Source organism: Stenotrophomonas sp. S4, assembly GCF_054187805.2.
This window is the reverse complement of sequence record NZ_CM196188.1, coordinates 1,884,182-1,899,179: the sequence shown is the minus strand read 5'-3', so window position 1 is coordinate 1,899,179 and position 14,998 is coordinate 1,884,182. Positions and strand designations below refer to the sequence as shown.

Annotated in this window: 28 protein-coding genes; 10 read left to right on the top strand and 18 right to left on the bottom strand. The window is 64.1% G+C overall.

Annotated features, from left to right (window positions below):
• From ACUZUJ_RS08920 to ACUZUJ_RS08885, 8 genes are all read right to left on the bottom strand, one after another.
• Positions 1-1,698, bottom strand: a complete 1,698-nt coding sequence (locus ACUZUJ_RS08920) for a terminase large subunit (RefSeq protein ID WP_164166329.1) — start codon at positions 1,696-1,698, stop codon at positions 1-3.
• Position 1,699: 1 nt separating this feature from the next.
• Positions 1,700-2,113: a hypothetical protein gene (locus ACUZUJ_RS08915; RefSeq protein WP_458220434.1), complete on the bottom strand. Its 414-nt coding sequence runs from the start codon at positions 2,111-2,113 to the stop codon at positions 1,700-1,702.
• Between the two features lie 182 nt (positions 2,114-2,295).
• Positions 2,296-2,625, bottom strand: a complete 330-nt coding sequence (locus tag ACUZUJ_RS08910; protein WP_458220433.1) for an HNH endonuclease — start codon at positions 2,623-2,625, stop codon at positions 2,296-2,298.
• On the bottom strand, positions 2,625-2,987 hold the full coding sequence (locus tag ACUZUJ_RS08905) for a DUF1064 domain-containing protein (RefSeq protein WP_458220432.1): 363 nt from the start codon (positions 2,985-2,987) through the stop codon (positions 2,625-2,627). Before ACUZUJ_RS08905 ends, ACUZUJ_RS08910 begins: the two co-directional genes overlap by 1 nt.
• A complete protein-coding gene (locus tag ACUZUJ_RS08900) occupies positions 2,987-3,265 on the bottom strand; it encodes a hypothetical protein (RefSeq protein ID WP_458220431.1) in 279 nt (92 codons plus the stop codon). Before ACUZUJ_RS08900 ends, ACUZUJ_RS08905 begins: the two co-directional genes overlap by 1 nt.
• Before the next feature lies 1 nt (position 3,266).
• Positions 3,267-3,749, bottom strand: a complete 483-nt coding sequence (locus ACUZUJ_RS08895; RefSeq protein WP_458220430.1) for a hypothetical protein — start codon at positions 3,747-3,749, stop codon at positions 3,267-3,269.
• Positions 3,746-4,201: a hypothetical protein gene (locus ACUZUJ_RS08890; protein ID WP_458220429.1), complete on the bottom strand. Its 456-nt coding sequence runs from the start codon at positions 4,199-4,201 to the stop codon at positions 3,746-3,748. The genes ACUZUJ_RS08895 and ACUZUJ_RS08890 overlap by 4 nt, the downstream gene beginning before the upstream one ends.
• On the bottom strand, positions 4,198-4,686 hold the full coding sequence (locus tag ACUZUJ_RS08885; protein WP_458220428.1) for a glycoside hydrolase family 24 protein: 489 nt from the start codon (positions 4,684-4,686) through the stop codon (positions 4,198-4,200). The genes ACUZUJ_RS08890 and ACUZUJ_RS08885 overlap by 4 nt, the downstream gene beginning before the upstream one ends.
• 137 nt (positions 4,687-4,823) lie before the next feature.
• Here ACUZUJ_RS08885 and ACUZUJ_RS08880 point away from each other — a divergent pair, with 137 nt between their 5' ends.
• On the top strand, positions 4,824-5,513 hold the full coding sequence (locus ACUZUJ_RS08880) for a DUF4145 domain-containing protein (protein ID WP_458220427.1): 690 nt from the start codon (positions 4,824-4,826) through the stop codon (positions 5,511-5,513).
• Positions 5,514-5,656: 143 nt separating this feature from the next.
• Here the strand turns inward: ACUZUJ_RS08880 and ACUZUJ_RS08875 are convergent, their stop codons facing one another.
• From ACUZUJ_RS08875 to ACUZUJ_RS08830, 10 genes are all read right to left on the bottom strand, one after another.
• On the bottom strand, positions 5,657-6,367 hold the full coding sequence (locus ACUZUJ_RS08875) for a hypothetical protein (protein ID WP_458220426.1): 711 nt from the start codon (positions 6,365-6,367) through the stop codon (positions 5,657-5,659).
• A 109-nt stretch (positions 6,368-6,476) separates the two neighbouring features.
• Positions 6,477-6,875, bottom strand: a complete 399-nt coding sequence (locus ACUZUJ_RS08870) for a hypothetical protein (protein WP_458220425.1) — start codon at positions 6,873-6,875, stop codon at positions 6,477-6,479.
• Entirely contained in the window at positions 6,872-7,174 is a 303-nt protein-coding gene (locus tag ACUZUJ_RS08865; protein WP_458220424.1) for a hypothetical protein, read from the bottom strand. The genes ACUZUJ_RS08870 and ACUZUJ_RS08865 overlap by 4 nt, the downstream gene beginning before the upstream one ends.
• The gene (locus ACUZUJ_RS08860) at positions 7,171-7,674 is read right to left on the bottom strand and encodes a hypothetical protein (RefSeq protein WP_458220423.1); all 504 of its coding nucleotides are present in this window, start codon (positions 7,672-7,674) and stop codon (positions 7,171-7,173) included. The genes ACUZUJ_RS08865 and ACUZUJ_RS08860 overlap by 4 nt, the downstream gene beginning before the upstream one ends.
• On the bottom strand, positions 7,667-8,041 hold the full coding sequence (locus ACUZUJ_RS08855; RefSeq protein ID WP_458220422.1) for a Ref family recombination enhancement nuclease: 375 nt from the start codon (positions 8,039-8,041) through the stop codon (positions 7,667-7,669). The genes ACUZUJ_RS08860 and ACUZUJ_RS08855 overlap by 8 nt, the downstream gene beginning before the upstream one ends.
• Complete coding sequence (locus tag ACUZUJ_RS08850) at positions 8,041-8,328, bottom strand: hypothetical protein (protein ID WP_458220421.1); 288 nt, start codon at positions 8,326-8,328, stop codon at positions 8,041-8,043. Before ACUZUJ_RS08850 ends, ACUZUJ_RS08855 begins: the two co-directional genes overlap by 1 nt.
• A 186-nt stretch (positions 8,329-8,514) precedes the next feature.
• Complete coding sequence (locus tag ACUZUJ_RS08845) at positions 8,515-9,078, bottom strand: hypothetical protein (protein WP_458220420.1); 564 nt, start codon at positions 9,076-9,078, stop codon at positions 8,515-8,517.
• A 4-nt stretch (positions 9,079-9,082) separates the two neighbouring features.
• Positions 9,083-9,958: a helix-turn-helix domain-containing protein gene (locus tag ACUZUJ_RS08840; protein ID WP_458220419.1), complete on the bottom strand. Its 876-nt coding sequence runs from the start codon at positions 9,956-9,958 to the stop codon at positions 9,083-9,085.
• Between the two features lie 22 nt (positions 9,959-9,980).
• Entirely contained in the window at positions 9,981-10,295 is a 315-nt protein-coding gene (locus ACUZUJ_RS08835; RefSeq protein WP_458220418.1) for a winged helix-turn-helix domain-containing protein, read from the bottom strand.
• 470 nt (positions 10,296-10,765) lie between these two features.
• A complete protein-coding gene (locus ACUZUJ_RS08830) occupies positions 10,766-11,176 on the bottom strand; it encodes a hypothetical protein (RefSeq protein ID WP_510468078.1) in 411 nt (136 codons plus the stop codon).
• Positions 11,177-11,297: 121 nt separating this feature from the next.
• Here ACUZUJ_RS08830 and ACUZUJ_RS08825 point away from each other — a divergent pair, with 121 nt between their 5' ends.
• The 9 genes from ACUZUJ_RS08825 (at position 11,298) to ACUZUJ_RS08785 (ending at position 14,996) form a co-directional block, all read left to right on the top strand.
• Positions 11,298-11,972 carry an XRE family transcriptional regulator gene (locus ACUZUJ_RS08825; RefSeq protein WP_458220416.1) on the top strand — a complete coding sequence of 225 codons (675 nt, stop codon included), beginning with the start codon at positions 11,298-11,300 and terminating at the stop codon, positions 11,970-11,972.
• 28 nt (positions 11,973-12,000) lie between these two features.
• Positions 12,001-12,534: a hypothetical protein gene (locus ACUZUJ_RS08820; RefSeq protein ID WP_458220415.1), complete on the top strand. Its 534-nt coding sequence runs from the start codon at positions 12,001-12,003 to the stop codon at positions 12,532-12,534.
• A 205-nt stretch (positions 12,535-12,739) separates the two neighbouring features.
• Positions 12,740-12,931, top strand: coding sequence for a hypothetical protein (locus tag ACUZUJ_RS08815; RefSeq protein WP_005418759.1), 192 nt, complete (start codon positions 12,740-12,742; stop codon positions 12,929-12,931).
• On the top strand, positions 12,928-13,167 hold the full coding sequence (locus ACUZUJ_RS08810) for a hypothetical protein (RefSeq protein WP_458220414.1): 240 nt from the start codon (positions 12,928-12,930) through the stop codon (positions 13,165-13,167). The genes ACUZUJ_RS08815 and ACUZUJ_RS08810 overlap by 4 nt, the downstream gene beginning before the upstream one ends.
• On the top strand, positions 13,164-13,427 hold the full coding sequence (locus ACUZUJ_RS08805) for a hypothetical protein (RefSeq protein ID WP_458220413.1): 264 nt from the start codon (positions 13,164-13,166) through the stop codon (positions 13,425-13,427). Before ACUZUJ_RS08810 ends, ACUZUJ_RS08805 begins: the two co-directional genes overlap by 4 nt.
• The gene (locus tag ACUZUJ_RS08800) at positions 13,424-13,759 is read left to right on the top strand and encodes a hypothetical protein (RefSeq protein ID WP_458220412.1); all 336 of its coding nucleotides are present in this window, start codon (positions 13,424-13,426) and stop codon (positions 13,757-13,759) included. Before ACUZUJ_RS08805 ends, ACUZUJ_RS08800 begins: the two co-directional genes overlap by 4 nt.
• Positions 13,756-14,169: a hypothetical protein gene (locus ACUZUJ_RS08795; protein WP_458220411.1), complete on the top strand. Its 414-nt coding sequence runs from the start codon at positions 13,756-13,758 to the stop codon at positions 14,167-14,169. The genes ACUZUJ_RS08800 and ACUZUJ_RS08795 overlap by 4 nt, the downstream gene beginning before the upstream one ends.
• Before the next feature lie 109 nt (positions 14,170-14,278).
• Entirely contained in the window at positions 14,279-14,521 is a 243-nt protein-coding gene (locus ACUZUJ_RS08790) for a hypothetical protein (protein WP_458220410.1), read from the top strand.
• A 91-nt stretch (positions 14,522-14,612) separates the two neighbouring features.
• Positions 14,613-14,996, top strand: a complete 384-nt coding sequence (locus tag ACUZUJ_RS08785; protein ID WP_458220409.1) for a hypothetical protein — start codon at positions 14,613-14,615, stop codon at positions 14,994-14,996.
• Positions 14,997-14,998 lie beyond the last annotated feature (2 nt).

Genomic DNA, 14,998 nt, shown 5'->3' with positions numbered 1-14,998 from the left:
TTATAGGAATCGGATGCCGCGGCTCTCGTAAACAGAGATACCGCGAGCAGTTGGATTGAGCGCCATCAACGAGACCGCATTGAACAACGCCATCAGCGGATCGATCTTTGCTGTCCCGCTGACTTGCTTGGTGATCGTGATGGCGTTTCCGGTCGGAACCACCTTTGCATTGCCTACTGACCAAGCCATCAATGGTTGCCCTGCGTGAACAAGGTCGCCGCCGGCCAATGCGCGTTCGGTCGTCTTGATGGCGCCGTTGAGCTTCCAGCCTTGGGAGACGGCCACAATCTGCTTGAGGTCGATGCCCCGATCCTCGGTGGTCAACTCGTCAACGACGGCGCCGATGCCTGCCGGGTCTACGCCGACGCCATTCTCTTCCGGCATAAGCCCCGCCAGCTTTATCCTGCAGATGGCGTCGGCCAGCTGATCCACGTCCTGGCCGGGAAGCTTGACGATGGTGAGATCACCGACCCGCTCGAACTCACGAAGCATGGTGACGATATCCTTGCGCCGCTCCAGCACGATCTCGTGCGCCCAGGCGTGAACCCAGGCCAGCCACTTGCGCGTTTCCCGCTCACGCCCTACCGCTGCCAGGCCCAGCAGATCGTCCAGCCCACCACCGTCGATCCCAGTGGTGATCACCTCGCAACGCTGCAGCAGATCATCCAGCGTCGCCACAAGCTCCGGACGGGCCTGCTGTTGCCAGAAGTCCGCGCCGGCCCAGCGATCGGAGCGTAGGTTTAGCCCAACCTCGACGTTGGCGTGCTTGGCCAGAAAGCCCCGTAGCGAGTGCTCACCAGCCTGGTCAGCCTTCTCGTACTCTCGCCGCAGGAACTCCGAGTCCACCGACACCCCGAAGTTGGGATTGACCAGCGGCATGTTCTCCAGCTTCAGGTGGTCGCCGGCAGCTACCATCTCAGGCGGGTGCTCATAGAGCACCGGTAACGACTGCGGATCCACGATCTTTCCATCGCGCACATCGCGCATGCGCTGAAGATCTTGCTTGAACACCCCGGCCGGCGGTTCATCAGACTGCGTCGTCAGCTTGATGACTATCCCCTCCGGGCGTGACGCCAACCCACCCACCGCTTCGCGGAACATGGCCTCGGCGTTGGGCCTCTTGCCGAATAGCCATTCCTCATCGATCAGTACCCAGCTGGCCTTCTTGCCGCCGACTGTTTCGCTATCGGCGGCCACCACCTTCAAGGTGGCCCCCATCGTCCGATGGGTAATGGTGCGCACGTGGTCCTGGACGTGGAACAGCTCGGACAGGTCTTCATCGACCTTGATCATGTCGCGGGCAGGTGCGAAGGCGTTGTTGGCGATTTCCACGGTCGGCGCCAGGATGATCATCTCCGCCGACACACGCCAGTTCAGGATCAGGGCGGTCACCATGATCCCAGCCGCCAGCGTTGACTTGCTGTTCTTCTTGGGAATCAGCATCAGCACTTCGCGGATCAGTCTACGACCGGTCTCCGCGTCGTAAGCGCCAAAGATCGCCGCCACAAAGTCGAATACCCATGGCTCGCAGGCCTCCCCGAACGTCGGACTACCAGGGGCATCCACGATCCGTAGCTGCTTGAACACCCTCAGCGCCTCTTCCGCTTGGTCAGGGTAGATCGGCGGCGGGATGATGCTCCTTCCCGTCCGCAGTCGATCCGCCCAGTCCAGGCAGGCCGTTGTGTAGGCGATTCCCATCTCAGTTCATCCGCGGGCGTGGCGGGGCGGAGGGTGCGAAGCGACCTGCGACGGCCTGTGCCTTCTGTTGGCGCTCCTCCTTCTTTCCGCCCTCCCCCTTCTTTGTGTGGGTGTAGGGCAATGCGGCCGAGGCCGCTTTCACTTGGAGCGCCGTTGCAGCCACGCGCCCCAGTGCAATGTCCTGGAGCAGGGTCAGCATGTCCTTTTCTTCCTGCTCAACCGGCACCGATTTGGTGCGCTTGAGGGCGCCACCGCCGGGTTGAGCCTCCAGCGAGACCTTCACTGCCGAGGCCTTGGCATTTGCTGATTTCTTCGGTGGAACCGGGATCGGCGGTTTAGGCTTCCGACCTGCGCCAGGCCTTACGCCGCCTGCGTTCTTTCGCGGGCCGCCGCTCTTGCCTTTGACGCCTGCCATTTGCTGATTTCCTATTCCAAGAGGGAATTTTTTCTGTGAATGGGGAGACGACCGGTCTAGGCCACAATCCGAACCATACTTTTACCCCCCCCCTCCGTATGCTCCACCAACGCCCGTGAAACAGCCGCGTGAAACTGATCGTCGTCACACATCGTGGAACTGCGCGTGGAACGCTGGAAGCCTCAGCCGCTCCGCTCCATCCGCTGCTTTGCACCGTCGTGGCACCGCTTGCACAGCGACTGGTGGTTCTTCGGGTCCCAGAACAGCCGGTGGTCGCCACGATGTGGGGTGACGTGGTCGACCACACAGGCGGCGGTGGTAAAACCTGCGGCCTGGCACATGACACAGAGCGGGTTCGCCTGGAGGAAGCGCTCCCGGTACTTCTGCCACTTATAGCCGTAGCCTCGTTGCGCGCTGCTCTTATCCGGGCCACGCCAACTACCTGGTGTGACGCTCTTGAGCCGTGCAGGAACTGGCTTCAGGCGACCAGGGACGGCATGCAGGCGAGCCATCAGAACTCCTCCACTTCCCAGCCGCCGCCGTCACGCTTGCGCCGCACCTTCACCGCAATGAAGCGAAACGGGTACATGGCAGCGGCAATCTTCATCTTGGCCCTGGCATCGTCCTGCCAGTGGCCCTTCACCTCGTGGCACTCCATGACGCCGTCGGCGGCCATGACCGCAAAGTCCGGCGTGTAGAACGTGTTGTCGGCCAAACGCAGCTTCATGCCCTCGAACCGGTGCCACTGGACCTCGCCCGCAGCCTGCAGCGCGCGCAGCCGCTCGGCATACGCGGCCTCTGTCTTGTTCATCTCGCCCGTCTTCAGCCGGCCCAGCGCCAGCACGCGGCGTTCCTGCGCCGTCTGCCGGACCATCAGGGCGAATCCGGCACAGGCTTACCCTGCACCTGGTCGATCGCGTCGAGCTGCGCCTCGTACTGCACCAGGCATCGCTTCCGGCCATTGCTCACATCGAATACGGCAGACGGCGCTGCCTCCTTCACCCACTTGCAGCGCTTGCGCAGCTGGGCGTCGATCGGGACATAGGTGGCCACCGGAACCGTGATGACGGCCGCTGGCGGCGGGTTCGGCTTGGTAGACGCGGCCTGGCACGCGGCCAGAAGCGCAGCGGTAGCAACCACGATGACGCGCATGTCAGTACCCCTTCAGTGCCGGGCAGGCGGAATCGAGCAGCTCCAGCGCCGCCTTGCAGGTGTCGGGCCGCTGCTCGTAGCGACCGCGCCAGGTGACAGCCTCCTTCTCGGATGCCTCGATCTTCCCGGCCAGGTCCTGAAGTGCGGCCGCGCTCTCTGCCTTCAGGGCTTCCAGCTTCTCGGCTTCCGCCCTCAGCGCTGCGGCGACCTCGGCTAGGCGCTGATCCCGGGTGTCCACGTCAGCCTGCAGTCGGGCGGCATCGGCCTGCCAGTCGGCCCGGACCTTGACCACCTGGGCGCTCAGGTCGCGGATCTTCTGCTCCTTCTCGTAGGCGGTCAGCCCGGACACCGCGCAGCCGAAGGCCAGGACTGCGCACACCACCTTGATCTTGCTGCCTGGCTTGCTCAGCCACTGAAGCGCATCGGCCGCGGCGCCAATGACAAGCGCCCACACGGCTCGAAGGAATCGAATCAGTACGTTCATACCTTGTCGCCTCCGATGGCGCCGGTGGCTTTCTCCACCATGCGCACATAGCCCGGCAGTAGCCGGCGGATCAGCACGCCGGACAGGCCGGCCAGCGGCAGCTGCGGGGCGCCCGCCAGTGCCGGCCAGATGGACGCCGCAACGGCGATGACCCATGCGGCCACGATGGCGTAGGCCGCGACCGCCGCAGCCAGGGCGGCCCAGCGCGCAGCTGTCTGCAGGAAGCGGTGACCGCGCCGACGGCTGGCGTCGGCGGCAACTCGCTCCGCGTCCTTCTCCGGCAGCAGCAGGACACCGATCAAGGCGCCGGCCATGGCCACCAGCAGCACAGACTGCGGCACACCCAGAATGACCCGCTCCGCCTCGCGAAGGGCATCCGCCGTCGCTGGCGCCACCACGGCAGCAGTGAACGTGCCGACGATGATTTTCATAGTGCTCACGGGCTCGGTCACGGCGCCACCGTCCCGCCGGCCTTGCGGTACACGACCAACAGGTCGGCAAGCTTCTGTTCGTGTTGGCCGTAGCCGGCGCCGGGCAGGCTCGCCCAGATGTTGCTGACGGCCTTGATGGCCCCGGGGATCTTGCCCGTCTGGATCAGCGGCAGCGCGCGGCGCTCCCGGATCTGCTGCAGTGCGATCAAGTCCTGGCTCAGAGGCGTGAAGTCCTTGAGGCCGAGCGTCTTCTTGTAGGCGTCGTAGTAGCGGCGCAGCACCTGGTAGCGGCCAGCCGCAGTGGACTGGATCTTAAGCTTGGGCAAGTCCACCAGCACACGCGGGTGGTCGGCGTAGCCGCGGAACAAGCCGCCGCCGACGATCACGTCATAGCCGCGGTCATTGGTGGGCTGCTTACCGTTGGCGGTCCCTTCGGACCAGGCCAGCATGTCGAGGAAGGCCACGACGTTCACGCCGCCAGCCTGTTGGGGAGTGATCTGCGCCATAGCGTCTCCGGAAAGAAAAAGCCCCGGCTGGACCGAGGCTACAAGTTGGGTCTAGCTCCAGATCTGAACAGCAAGTCTGGATGCCGATATCAATCAGTCGCTTTATGCTTGGGGGAGCAACCCAAGGAGCCATGGAAATGAGTAACAGGTACGTTGCGCCAGAATTTACTGCTACCGCCTTCAACTGCCCCCACTGCAATGCCTACGCAAAGCAAAAAAGGTCTCAGCTCTTTTATCCGGACGACATCGCATACAGGGCTTCATCCGCGTTCATGATTCGGTGTGAACACTGTGGTCGTGTTTCCTACTGGCTGAATATCGACAATCGACCAAGGATCGTTCACCCCCAAGCTTCAACGGCGACACCACCGCATGCGGATATGCCGGAAGAGGTGGCGGCTATCTACCAAGAGGCTGCAGAGATTGCTAGCAGCTCATACCGAGCCGCTGCGGCTCTCTTACGCTTAGCGCTACAGAAGCTAATGCCCTTCTTGGGAGAGAGAGGTTCGAACATTAACGCTGACATCGCCAGCCTTGTATCGAAAGGACTGCCCGTGCGAATCCAGCAAGCGCTCGATCTCTGCCGAGTGGTGGGCAACGAATCCGTGCATCCTGGTGAGATCTCAGATGAGGATGGACCCGAACTGGTGAACTCGCTGTTCTCCATGCTCAATCTGATCGTTGAGGATCGGATCACACGCCCCAAAGAGATTGAGGCTCTTTACCTCAAACTCCCTGAAAATAAACGCAAGGGGGTTGAAGTCAGGGATAGCGCCAAGGGCACGCGTCCATCGACAGAAGCCCGAGACTCTTCTGACCCGTCCTAACGGAGACTACCTAGCAAGAAAGTGATCAGGCGGGAGCAGTGTCGGTAAAAGATTGCCAGCAAGGAAAAGCCCCGGCTGGGCCGGGGCTTGCGTTTGGATGGTGGTCAATTTGCCCGCCAATCTGCGGACCCTGCAAGTCCTCACTACGCAGCGCGATTCAGTGCCCGGGAAAACTGCTCGGCAGCAACATGCTCCGCACTACGCATACGCTCAAGCATCCACTCGTATACCGGGCGCCAGAACCGTCGATATGCTGCATCGTCCGCGCCGATCGCCACCCCGCGCTTGCGCCCGCTGAGCTGCTCCAGCCCCAAGCCGCCGCACACCTCACACTCAACGACACCGATCCCTGCCGGCGCGGCCTGGACCCGCGTGCCCTCGCAGGACTTGCAGCAACCGCAGCTGGACATTTCCGCAACCACTGCGCCGGCCAGCACCCCAAGCTGCTCCATAGTGTTGTTCGGCCAGGCCGCAGCGCGCGCCTCATCCAGCGCGTTCTCGGCCCTCAGCAGCTCGCGCCGCTGTGCGTCCGTCACTGTGCTGCCACCCCAACCCATGCACGCCTTGGCGATGCCGAACTCAGTCCGAGCGGTGGCCAGGCCGTGCATCTGGCGAACGAACTCCGGGGCCACCAGCCCGATCACCGCCTTGCGCAGATGCTCGCGGCGGCGAGAGGCACTTTCTGGCCACCACAGCGCCTCCATCAGTTCGCGGCCAAGGCCATCCGGTACATATGCCATGGCAGCGGCAATGTCCTGCGTCGTCAGCTCCGGCCGGCCGCCGCCGGGGCCGGTCTCGAAGCGCTGCGTGGTGGGGCCCATCCGACTAGCCAGCAACTCTCGCGCCTTGTTCATTCCCATGTGCCTTCCCCTTGGTGGTTTTCTCGTGCAGCGCGCAGTCGCGCCAGGTGGTGACTTGCTGAGGCCCTTTTGAGGCCCTCGTTCTGCATCAGGTGGCAGCCGATCAGGACGGCACCTCCGGGCGAGCAGCCAAGGCGGCTTCCCACGCGTCCTGCATCTGGGGATCGTCGATGCAGCGCCGTTTGAGGACCCACGTCTCCATGAAGGCGATTTCCATTTCCTCCGGCAGCACCAGAGGGACCAAAACGAAACCGGTCGGCGGATTGAGCGAAGGCAGCTGCGCGCCCCTGAAGATATCGGGCCGCAGGTCCTCACGCCTTACTGCGCCGTCGGTGTATGCCTCCAACCTGGCGCACAGCCTCGGACCCGCCAGCTTGTGCCCGTGCGCCACCATGTACAGCGTCCGCACGGCGGTCCCTACCCGGGCCGCCATGCGACGGAGAACAACGCAGTTCGGCGTGCCTTTCCCGCCGTGGGCGGTGCAGAACTCGACCAGGTTCATTGGGCAACCTCCGGGCCGGCCGGCTCGGCCGCATAGTGCGTGATCGCCGGGTTGTCACCCCGCCAGCTGCCAAACACCGGCCGCCGGGTCTCCGAGTCCCACAGCAGCAGCCGCGTGTCGTCCTGCGGCGCCTCGGCAATCGGGCGCCAGGACAGCGGTGCCGACAGCGCAGCCTCAATCGCGTGGAGCGCACTAGCGGTGGTTACAACCACCTGCCTCCCCTGCTGGAAGTTCAAACGCCCGGCGTCGCTCAACTCCATCGCCAGCAGCTCGTGTGCCCTGGGTGCATAGCCGCTCATACTCGCTGCTCCCAGCTGGCCGTCAGGCGCTGCACTTTCCCGCCGCGTGCCTTGAACTCATCAACCGTCTCGGGCGGCCGCTGTCCGTCCTTTTCCTTACCCCACGCTTTCGCCGGGGCCAAGCCTGACAGCCGCTCCACCCGCGACCGGTTGATGGTCATCCTGTCCACGCGCGGTGCCTTCGGCTGTGCGCCGTTGCGCGCACGGTAGGCTCGACCACGATCGATGCGCCGCTCGCGAAGCTCCTGGGCCGTCGCCTTGTGAAAGCGCATACCCTGCCCGCTATAGCGGTAGGTGGCCGCCGCCCAAGCGCCGGTCTTGACCAGGTAGCCGCATTTCACCAGCCACGTCAGAACATCGCGAACGCCGTTGCGCTCCTTCGTCTTGTCGACGCCGGTCACGTCCATCAACTCGAACACTTGCTGGTGGCCGAGCGACTGGCCCTTCCGCGCTTCGAAAATGGTCCTGACCTCGTCGGACAGGCCTGTCGGCTTAGCCATTGGAAGTTCTCCTGAGATGGTTCACATAGGTCTGCTGCGCGATCAGTTCGTCGTCGGAGCAGTACAGTTCGTGGAAGGTCCTGGAGCCGTCTTTCAGGCTCCAGCCGTAAACCTTGGACATCCATGCGAACGACCTCCCCTCTTGCGGGATGCGCTCGTGATGCCACTGGCACATGGCGAACCCGAAGGCATGGCCGCGCCGGATGTTTCCTGACTTGCAGTGGTGGTAGTCGCAGCCGTAGACCACGCGGTGCTGAGGAAGCAGGTTCCGCATACAGAGCAGAAGGCAGACCATGCACGGCCCTGCCTTCGCCTTGCGGATCCGGCGTGCTTCTTCCTTAGTCGGCGGTGGTGCCTTCGACCACATCAGCGCTTGCCTTCAACAGGCGACCGATGCGGGCAAATCCGGCGGTAGTAGCCGATCCCGGGATGCGGCCCCTCCCACTCGGTCGGCATATCAAACCTCATGGTCATGTTCTTCTCGCAAGGGTTGTAGGTCCGGGGCGGGTCGCTGGTGGTGATCCAGTAGCGGAAGTGCCGACAGTCCTCGCAGGACGGAACTCCCTCCAAATCCTTGGCCTTCTGAGTGCGACGACGCACCAGCTCCTCTAACAACTGGTCAGTTGTGAACTGCTGTAGTGCACCGCCTTTCATCGCCTCCTTCTCTCGGTGCTGCGGCGTGCAGCAGTCAGTTCCTGGTCCTGCTTGTCCCACCCGGTCTGCCAGCGGCGCCGACGCGTCACACCGTCCTGCCCCATCTCGTACCGCGGCGCCGATTCCCGACTGCGGCAGGCATCGCGTGCCCAGCGGCCTGCCTGCTCCGCCTGGGCAAGCTCCGCTTCAGTCACCATCGAAGTTCAGCTCGGCCGCTGCCCGCTCCATCGCAGCGCGCGCAGACTCCCGGTCACGCACCGGCCGCACGCCATGCTTCTCCTGCTCGATCGCCAGCACCGGCTGCGGCAGCGGCTTCCCGTCGACCACGTGCTGGACAGCGCGCGTGTAGGCCTCCTCCAACATCCGGCGCTGCTGTGATCCGTGGTCGGCCGAGGCGTAGACGTGCAGGTCCAGCAGCGAGCGCACCAACACCGTGAACCCGCTCTGCGGCCGGCCCGGCGCCATCTCCCGCTCCACCGCTGCCATGACTGGAATGTCCAAGCACATCGTCAGGAACCGGCCCGCGTTCGGCGGCCACTCCCGGCCCTCGGTCAGGCAGCACTGCATGCCCTTCGCGTGCTGCGCCACCGTGCGGCCCTTCAGCACCTGGAACCACGTCGTGCCAGCGATGGTCAGGCTGCCGTCCTTCTTCACCGGCGCAGCGCCGTTCTCGCGCTCCCACTTCCCCGGGAACATCGCCGTCATCTGCTTCCAGAACTCCCACAGGTAGGCCGTGGCCTGGTCGCTCACCGGCTCAGCCGACGACGGCAAACTCTGCGTCGACGAACTCGGCTGGGTCGACGCCAGCGCCGTGACCGCCGCCATCGCCTCGGCGTTGGGCTTCGAACTGCTGCTGGAGCTGTTCGATTCGGTCGGCAGAACCGTGCTGATGGCTTGCATGGGTTGCTCCTGCGGATTGCTGGGCGACAGGGATTACGGGCAGCGCCAGGCCGGCGGCCATCGTCTGCTTCAGAGATTCGTTGGGGTCGTGGCCGGCGGCGATCAGGTCCAGCAGCTGCTGGCGGACCTGCAACCAGCCCTGGACCGACAGTGGCCGGCGGATCGCGGCGCGGTGCCGGACGAACCTGGCCAGCTGCTCGCGATCGACGCCGGTCGGCGTGCTGCCGAAACCGGCCAGATCGCGGTCGACCTGCTCGGCGGTCAGCGCCAGCGGATCGGCCTCGCGCTCACACTCGCGGTGTGAGGGTTGCTCTTGGTTGCTTTTGGTTGCTCTTGGTTCGGGTGCAATAGCTGTTGCACCCTTTTCGACGCCGTTTTGCACCCTTTCCTGCGCCGTTTTGCACCCTTCGGAGGCCTGTTTTGCACCCTTTGAAAAGGGTGCAATTTCTGCACCCTTCATCCATTCAGGGTTGATCCGGTACTGGCGGGTACGACCGCCTTCGCCGAACCCGCTGCGCCGGCCACCGATGCCGGCGTTGACCAGCACCAGCCAGCCGGATTGCTCCATGCGGCGCAGCTGGTACTGCACCGAACGCTCCGACTGCCGGGTCTTCTCGGCCAGTCGCGCAATCGACGGGAAGATGTGCGTGCCGTCGTCGTGCGCGTGGTCGGCAAGCGCCAACGCCAGCAGCATCTCGCCACCGCCCTTCGGGTAGCGGTCGAAGACCATGCCTGTAACTCGTGCGCTCACGTCAAATCCCCAAGGCCAGGTTCTGGCCCGGAGCTACCGGCCACCAGGTGCATGCGGGCTTGCCGGTGGTCGCGCATGGGGCGCTCGGACCGCGCCAGATCCGGCCCTCCCGAGCCAACTCAGGTAGGCGCCGACCCAGCATGTGGCGATCCAAGCCGGTCAACGTCGAAAGGTGGAGGCTGCTCTGGCCCGGATGGCGGATGACCGCCGCCTCGGCTTTGACATGCTGGATGCGCAGTGCGCCGCTTGCGACAAGGTCGGCAGCAGCGGCATGGCTGGTGTGCGGATCGGTGGAGCGCGCGAGAGAGCTGCTCATCGGTACTACCTCGTAGGGTCGTCGGGTCGCTTCAGTCCCTGAAAAGGGACAACTTCGCCGTTACTTCGCGGGAGCCGGTAGCGGCGCCCAAGTTCGCCGCGTGCCAGCTCGATTGCGGCCTCCTCGGGCGTGATGCCTCGCGAGGCCGCGTATTGCTCAAGCTGCTTTCGCTGGTCGCGCGACAGCTGAATTTCCATGGACCCTCCCCAGGGACTCGTTGGGTCCTTCAGGCCACATCACGGTCGGGGCTACGCTGTTCCAACGCGGCAAGGCCGGCCAGCACCAGGTCGCGCACGAAAACCGCAGGCTGGCGACCGTTGAAGTTCGCCGCCGCATCGATCAATGCCTTTTCCGTGTCGTTGAACCGGACCTTGATCGGGTTGTCACGAAGGTTCGAAGGATCTGCGTACATATCCGTATGAGAAAGTCAGGAGGGAGTGGTGGAACGAACTGCTACAGCGCGCGGCATGTCAGGCCACGTCGACCTGAGTGATTCGGTCATGGTCGAAATCCGTGGGGAGGGCGGCGTCGGGCGGCTTTGTCTCGCCGCCGAGCAGGCGCTGGATCTGCGGGAGAGCAGGCAACACGCCCTCCTCCGGCCAGCCCTCGACCTGCGATGCGGGGAGCTGCAGCAGGGTCGCCAGGTGCTTGTCGCTTGCGAGACCAAGTCGGGCGCGCAGCGCGCGCTTGCTCATTCGACTGTCGATCAGGATGCGGACGGCGTCGGAGTCCCCCAGTTGATTCGGAGTAAGCCGGTCGGCGTGCAGCCTCAACAACGCGAATGCGGTAGTTGCGCGGGGCGACTGTGATCGCCCTGAAGCGAGATCACCGACGGTCGAGCCAGCCGCGCCAATCGCCTCGCCGATCTGGGCATACGTCATCCCCCCCGACTGCAGGTCACCAATGATGGAAGCCCAAGATTTGTCCATGCCCGCAACACTACGGGATTCCGTAGACCAAAGTCAACGGCATTCCGTTACGGTTTTCCGTTCAAATTCAGAAATGGAGACCATTGGCAGCAGAATCAGAGCCGAGCGCGAAGCCCTTGGCATTAGCCGGGGCGAGCTGGCGAAGTTCGCGGGGATCGCACCGACGACCCTGTCGAACCTAGAGCTCGGCCTTTCGAAGTCGACCACCGCGCTTCACAGGATTGCCGCCCGACTAGGCGTTAAGACCGACTGGCTTGAAACAGGCCGGGGACCAAAGGGAGACGAAGATAGGTCAGTCGCAACGATCTCGGAGACTGAGACGCCACCCGGTTACGTTCGCTTCGACTTGTTCGAAGGGGGTGCGGGGATGGGTATAGGCATGGTCAACCAGGACTACCCGGAGGTGGTGAAAACCATCGAGGTTGCGGAGTGGGAGGTGCGGCGGAAGCTTGGCTATTTGCCCAAGCCTGGCCGTATCCAGATCATCACCGGCCGCGGGCCGTCGATGCGGCCCAAGCTCGAAGACGGCGACATTGTCTGGATCGATATCAGTTGTGACTACTTCGATGGCGACGACTACTACCTCATCAACATCGGTGGCGAGACCCAGATCAAGATGCTCCAGAAACGAGGGGACGGCCTATATGTGGTGAGCGTCAACACGGACTTCCCTGCCTACCGACCGGACCCTGGCGATGTAAGCATCTTGGGCAAAGCGCTGATTCATGCGGGGCTGCGCAAGTTCTGAACAACCTTCCTTTGTATGGAGACGCGGAATGGCCCTTATTGATTGTGCCGAATGCAAGCGAGAGATCAGCGATCAAGCTAGTGCGTGTCCAGGTTGCGGGGCGCCCCAGCGCCGACCTGTAGCCGCTTCTTCGCCGATGAAGGCGAAGACGTTCACGCCCCTTTCGGTGGCAGCGATCATCGTGGCAGTACTGGTTACCCTTATGGCCTTGGCGGTCACGTTCCGTAAGAAGCCAAACCAAAAGGAAGTCGTCGCCGCCGGCATGGCAATCATTAGAGGTCAGGTGGCTTCCGACATAAAAGTCGACATGGAGCCTTTCTCATTCAGAGCGTATGACGACGGCACGCACTATCACGTCTGCGGCAAGGCCACGCTTAACCGACCAGGCGACGGTCCGCTGGCGCTAAACAACGTGACGCAATCGGTCGTAGTCAGTTTCAACCGAGATGGTCGCGGGCTTGCAACGTTCAACGGCAGTGATGATCCAGCAATACAGGCTAAGTTCCGAGCAGCGTTTTCTGAGAAGTGCCGAACCGTCGGTGGGCGAAGCGTCCCCGACTGAATGTTCAGGTGGATGCCGCCTGCCCTAAAGCGTCTAGAGTCTCCTGCCCGGTAGCCCCTCCATAGCGAGGGGCTTTTTTATGAACCGAATTCCGTACGTTCATACTTCTGTACGGAATTCCGTTTGACAGCTAATTACGGTATTCCGTAGTCTATCTGTGTCGCCCACGCGGCCCTATTCCGGGGCCGGGCACAGGAGATCACGCATGGCCACCCTTTCCCTGGGCGTCAGCAAGGCCCCACCCACCGTCGTAGCGATTCCCTCCCTCGGCGTGGTCGCCATCAAGGTGGGCGCTGCAAGCCTCTACATTGAACTGGAAGAGGCCGACCACCTCTCGGTGGAGATCCAGCACGCCGCACATCAGCTGCGCGGCGAAAGCCAGGACGCCGCCGCATGAGCGCCGTCATCCTCTACTTCCCCACCCGCCGCGTTCGTGCCGCCGCCGTCGCCGAGGCCGTGCGTCTGGCCGCGCTTCGCCTGGGCTTCCACCCGCACAACGCGGACTTTGCAGCCATCATCGCCCGCCGCGACTTCCTCGAAGGCCGCTGCAGCGCCGCAAGGGCTATCAGCGACATGGTCGACGCCCTCAGCACCGCCATGCAACTTATGCGCGCCAAAGGCGGTGTTGCATGAACGCGCCTGGTGAAGTGCTGGCGGCCAAGCTGGCCGGCCGATGTGCGAATGGCCTCGAGCGCGGCCAGGGCACCAAGCTGCACGCGATCCCCGCCGCCCAGGTGCGGCGCAACGGCGGATATGTCGAAGCCACCGGCAAGGCTCTATGGGGGGCAGCGCCAGGCCGCCGTTCCGTGGGCTGGACCGCCTGCGAATCGCTTCCTGTGACCTGCCCTCGCTGCCAACGCGCCCTCGCGCGCGGCAAAGGCGGTGCTGCATGAGCCGTCAGTATCGCGACGACCACCCGGCGCTGGACACTCATCTCTCGGTGCTGGAAGGCGCGGCAATGGACGCGTTTGACGCCGGCTGGGACGCATATCCGCCGGGTGCGCGCTGCATCGTTCGCACGCAACGCTATGGCCACCCCGCGGTCGAGCGCGAGGCATTGATCGTTGGCACCACTGTCCACCTGCACCTCACCGTCAACGGAAAGCCTTGGGCGTCAATCAATGTGCGCACGAAGAACCTGAAAACCGGCAAGTACCGGGTTTTCTATCCCTCGGTCGAAGTCGACGGCAAGCCCAGCATCCGCGTCAAAGGCGGTGCCGTATGAGCCGCAGCGGATACAGCGACGATTGCGACACCTGGCCGCTGATCTGCTGGCGCGGTGCGGTTTCTTCCGCCCTGCGCGGCAAGCGCGGGCAGCAGTTTCTGATCGAGCTTCGCGATGCGCTCGACGCGATGCCAGAAAAGCGTCTCATTGCCGAGCAACTGCAGGACACCACCGGCTGCCACTGCACGCTGGGGGTGATCGGCGCCAAGCGCGGCTTGGACATGGCTGGCCTCGACCCCAACGACCGCGCGGCCGTCAGCAAGGCGTTTGGTATCGCCGAAGCGATGGCGGCGGAGATCGTTCACGAGAACGACGGCGAGTGGCGCTGGGACAACGAAACGCCCGAGCAGCGTTGGACGCGCATGCGTGCCTGGGTCGAGCGCCACATCGCCGACGGAGTTGCCTCGTGACCGACAACGATTTCTGCGCCGCCATGGCCGTCGGCATCCCGCCCATCACCCCGCCCGTCGGCCCGACGCCCGCGCCGGCCGAGCCCACCAGCGAACAGGAGACCGAGTAATGCGCCACCTGGCCCTGCCCTTCTACTGCGCCGCCGTCGTCGGCCTGCTGCTGGCGCTGCTCGCGCGCGCCATCTACGCCGGTGCCGGCTCGCTCCTCCCGCCGTTTGGTGCTGGCGTCATCTTCTTCACCTGGTGCGGCGTGCGCGACCTGTGGCGCAACTGGCCCGCTTTCCGCGAGGAGATGCGCCAGCGCTCGGCAGAGAGAGCGCGCACGCCGCTGCCAGCCGACGACACCCACTGACCCCCTGCCCTGCGCTCGCCCCCTGTAGCGCAGGGAACCCGCGCCGGCCGGGTTCCAACAGCCGGTAACCCATTCCACATCGAGATCCGCCATGACCACTTCTGTCGTCGTTGATTTCCACCACGAACCCGAGTTCCCCAAGCTGGACAACGGCGAGCGCCCGAGGATCGAACTGATCCGCGAACAGGTCGCGAGCTACGTCGAGGGCTACACCGTAGCCAAGGGGCACAAGCCCGCCCGCATCGTTCTGCAGGCCCAGGACCTCATGCACTGCCAGCGACGGGTCCGGGCCCGCATGCAGAAGCCACATCGCGACCAAGCAAAGGCCGAGTGGCAGGAGCGTCGCAAAGCCGGGTCGAAAGAGCGTTGGCGCGACGCCAAGCCCGAGCCCATCGCGTTGGACGGCATGACCTGGTGCGGCATCCCCATCGAAGGCGTCGGCTATAGCCGCCATCGCGCCGTCGACAAGCACTGACC

Bases quoted from the DNA above. Each gene is read 5' to 3' on its own strand.
- ACUZUJ_RS08800 (WP_458220412.1), top strand. From the start codon at position 13,424: ATGAGCCGTCAGTATCGCGACGACCACCCGGCGCTGGACACTCATCTC.
- ACUZUJ_RS08910 (WP_458220433.1), bottom strand. From the start codon at position 2,625: ATGGCTCGCCTGCATGCCGTCCCTGGTCGCCTGAAGCCAGTTCCTGCA.
- ACUZUJ_RS08815 (WP_005418759.1), top strand. From the start codon at position 12,740: ATGGCCACCCTTTCCCTGGGCGTCAGCAAGGCCCCACCCACCGTCGTA.
- ACUZUJ_RS08900 (WP_458220431.1), bottom strand. From the start codon at position 3,265: ATGCGCGTCATCGTGGTTGCTACCGCTGCGCTTCTGGCCGCGTGCCAG.
- ACUZUJ_RS08915 (WP_458220434.1), bottom strand. From the start codon at position 2,113: ATGGCAGGCGTCAAAGGCAAGAGCGGCGGCCCGCGAAAGAACGCAGGC.
- ACUZUJ_RS08790 (WP_458220410.1), top strand. From the start codon at position 14,279: ATGCGCCACCTGGCCCTGCCCTTCTACTGCGCCGCCGTCGTCGGCCTG.
- ACUZUJ_RS08895 (WP_458220430.1), bottom strand. From the start codon at position 3,749: ATGAACGTACTGATTCGATTCCTTCGAGCCGTGTGGGCGCTTGTCATT.
- ACUZUJ_RS08830 (WP_510468078.1), bottom strand. From the start codon at position 11,176: ATGACGTATGCCCAGATCGGCGAGGCGATTGGCGCGGCTGGCTCGACC.
- ACUZUJ_RS08880 (WP_458220427.1), top strand. From the start codon at position 4,824: ATGAGTAACAGGTACGTTGCGCCAGAATTTACTGCTACCGCCTTCAAC.
- ACUZUJ_RS08785 (WP_458220409.1), top strand. From the start codon at position 14,613: ATGACCACTTCTGTCGTCGTTGATTTCCACCACGAACCCGAGTTCCCC.
- ACUZUJ_RS08905 (WP_458220432.1), bottom strand. From the start codon at position 2,987: ATGGTCCGGCAGACGGCGCAGGAACGCCGCGTGCTGGCGCTGGGCCGG.
- ACUZUJ_RS08835 (WP_458220418.1), bottom strand. From the start codon at position 10,295: ATGAGCAGCTCTCTCGCGCGCTCCACCGATCCGCACACCAGCCATGCC.
- ACUZUJ_RS08805 (WP_458220413.1), top strand. From the start codon at position 13,164: ATGAACGCGCCTGGTGAAGTGCTGGCGGCCAAGCTGGCCGGCCGATGT.
- ACUZUJ_RS08885 (WP_458220428.1), bottom strand. From the start codon at position 4,686: ATGGCGCAGATCACTCCCCAACAGGCTGGCGGCGTGAACGTCGTGGCC.
- ACUZUJ_RS08920 (WP_164166329.1), bottom strand. From the start codon at position 1,698: ATGGGAATCGCCTACACAACGGCCTGCCTGGACTGGGCGGATCGACTG.
- ACUZUJ_RS08855 (WP_458220422.1), bottom strand. From the start codon at position 8,041: ATGTGGTCGAAGGCACCACCGCCGACTAAGGAAGAAGCACGCCGGATC.
- ACUZUJ_RS08865 (WP_458220424.1), bottom strand. From the start codon at position 7,174: ATGAGCGGCTATGCACCCAGGGCACACGAGCTGCTGGCGATGGAGTTG.
- ACUZUJ_RS08870 (WP_458220425.1), bottom strand. From the start codon at position 6,875: ATGAACCTGGTCGAGTTCTGCACCGCCCACGGCGGGAAAGGCACGCCG.
- ACUZUJ_RS08850 (WP_458220421.1), bottom strand. From the start codon at position 8,328: ATGAAAGGCGGTGCACTACAGCAGTTCACAACTGACCAGTTGTTAGAG.
- ACUZUJ_RS08810 (WP_458220414.1), top strand. From the start codon at position 12,928: ATGAGCGCCGTCATCCTCTACTTCCCCACCCGCCGCGTTCGTGCCGCC.
- ACUZUJ_RS08820 (WP_458220415.1), top strand. From the start codon at position 12,001: ATGGCCCTTATTGATTGTGCCGAATGCAAGCGAGAGATCAGCGATCAA.
- ACUZUJ_RS08860 (WP_458220423.1), bottom strand. From the start codon at position 7,674: ATGGCTAAGCCGACAGGCCTGTCCGACGAGGTCAGGACCATTTTCGAA.
- ACUZUJ_RS08795 (WP_458220411.1), top strand. From the start codon at position 13,756: ATGAGCCGCAGCGGATACAGCGACGATTGCGACACCTGGCCGCTGATC.
- ACUZUJ_RS08840 (WP_458220419.1), bottom strand. From the start codon at position 9,958: ATGGTCTTCGACCGCTACCCGAAGGGCGGTGGCGAGATGCTGCTGGCG.
- ACUZUJ_RS08825 (WP_458220416.1), top strand. From the start codon at position 11,298: ATGGAGACCATTGGCAGCAGAATCAGAGCCGAGCGCGAAGCCCTTGGC.
- ACUZUJ_RS08875 (WP_458220426.1), bottom strand. From the start codon at position 6,367: ATGAACAAGGCGCGAGAGTTGCTGGCTAGTCGGATGGGCCCCACCACG.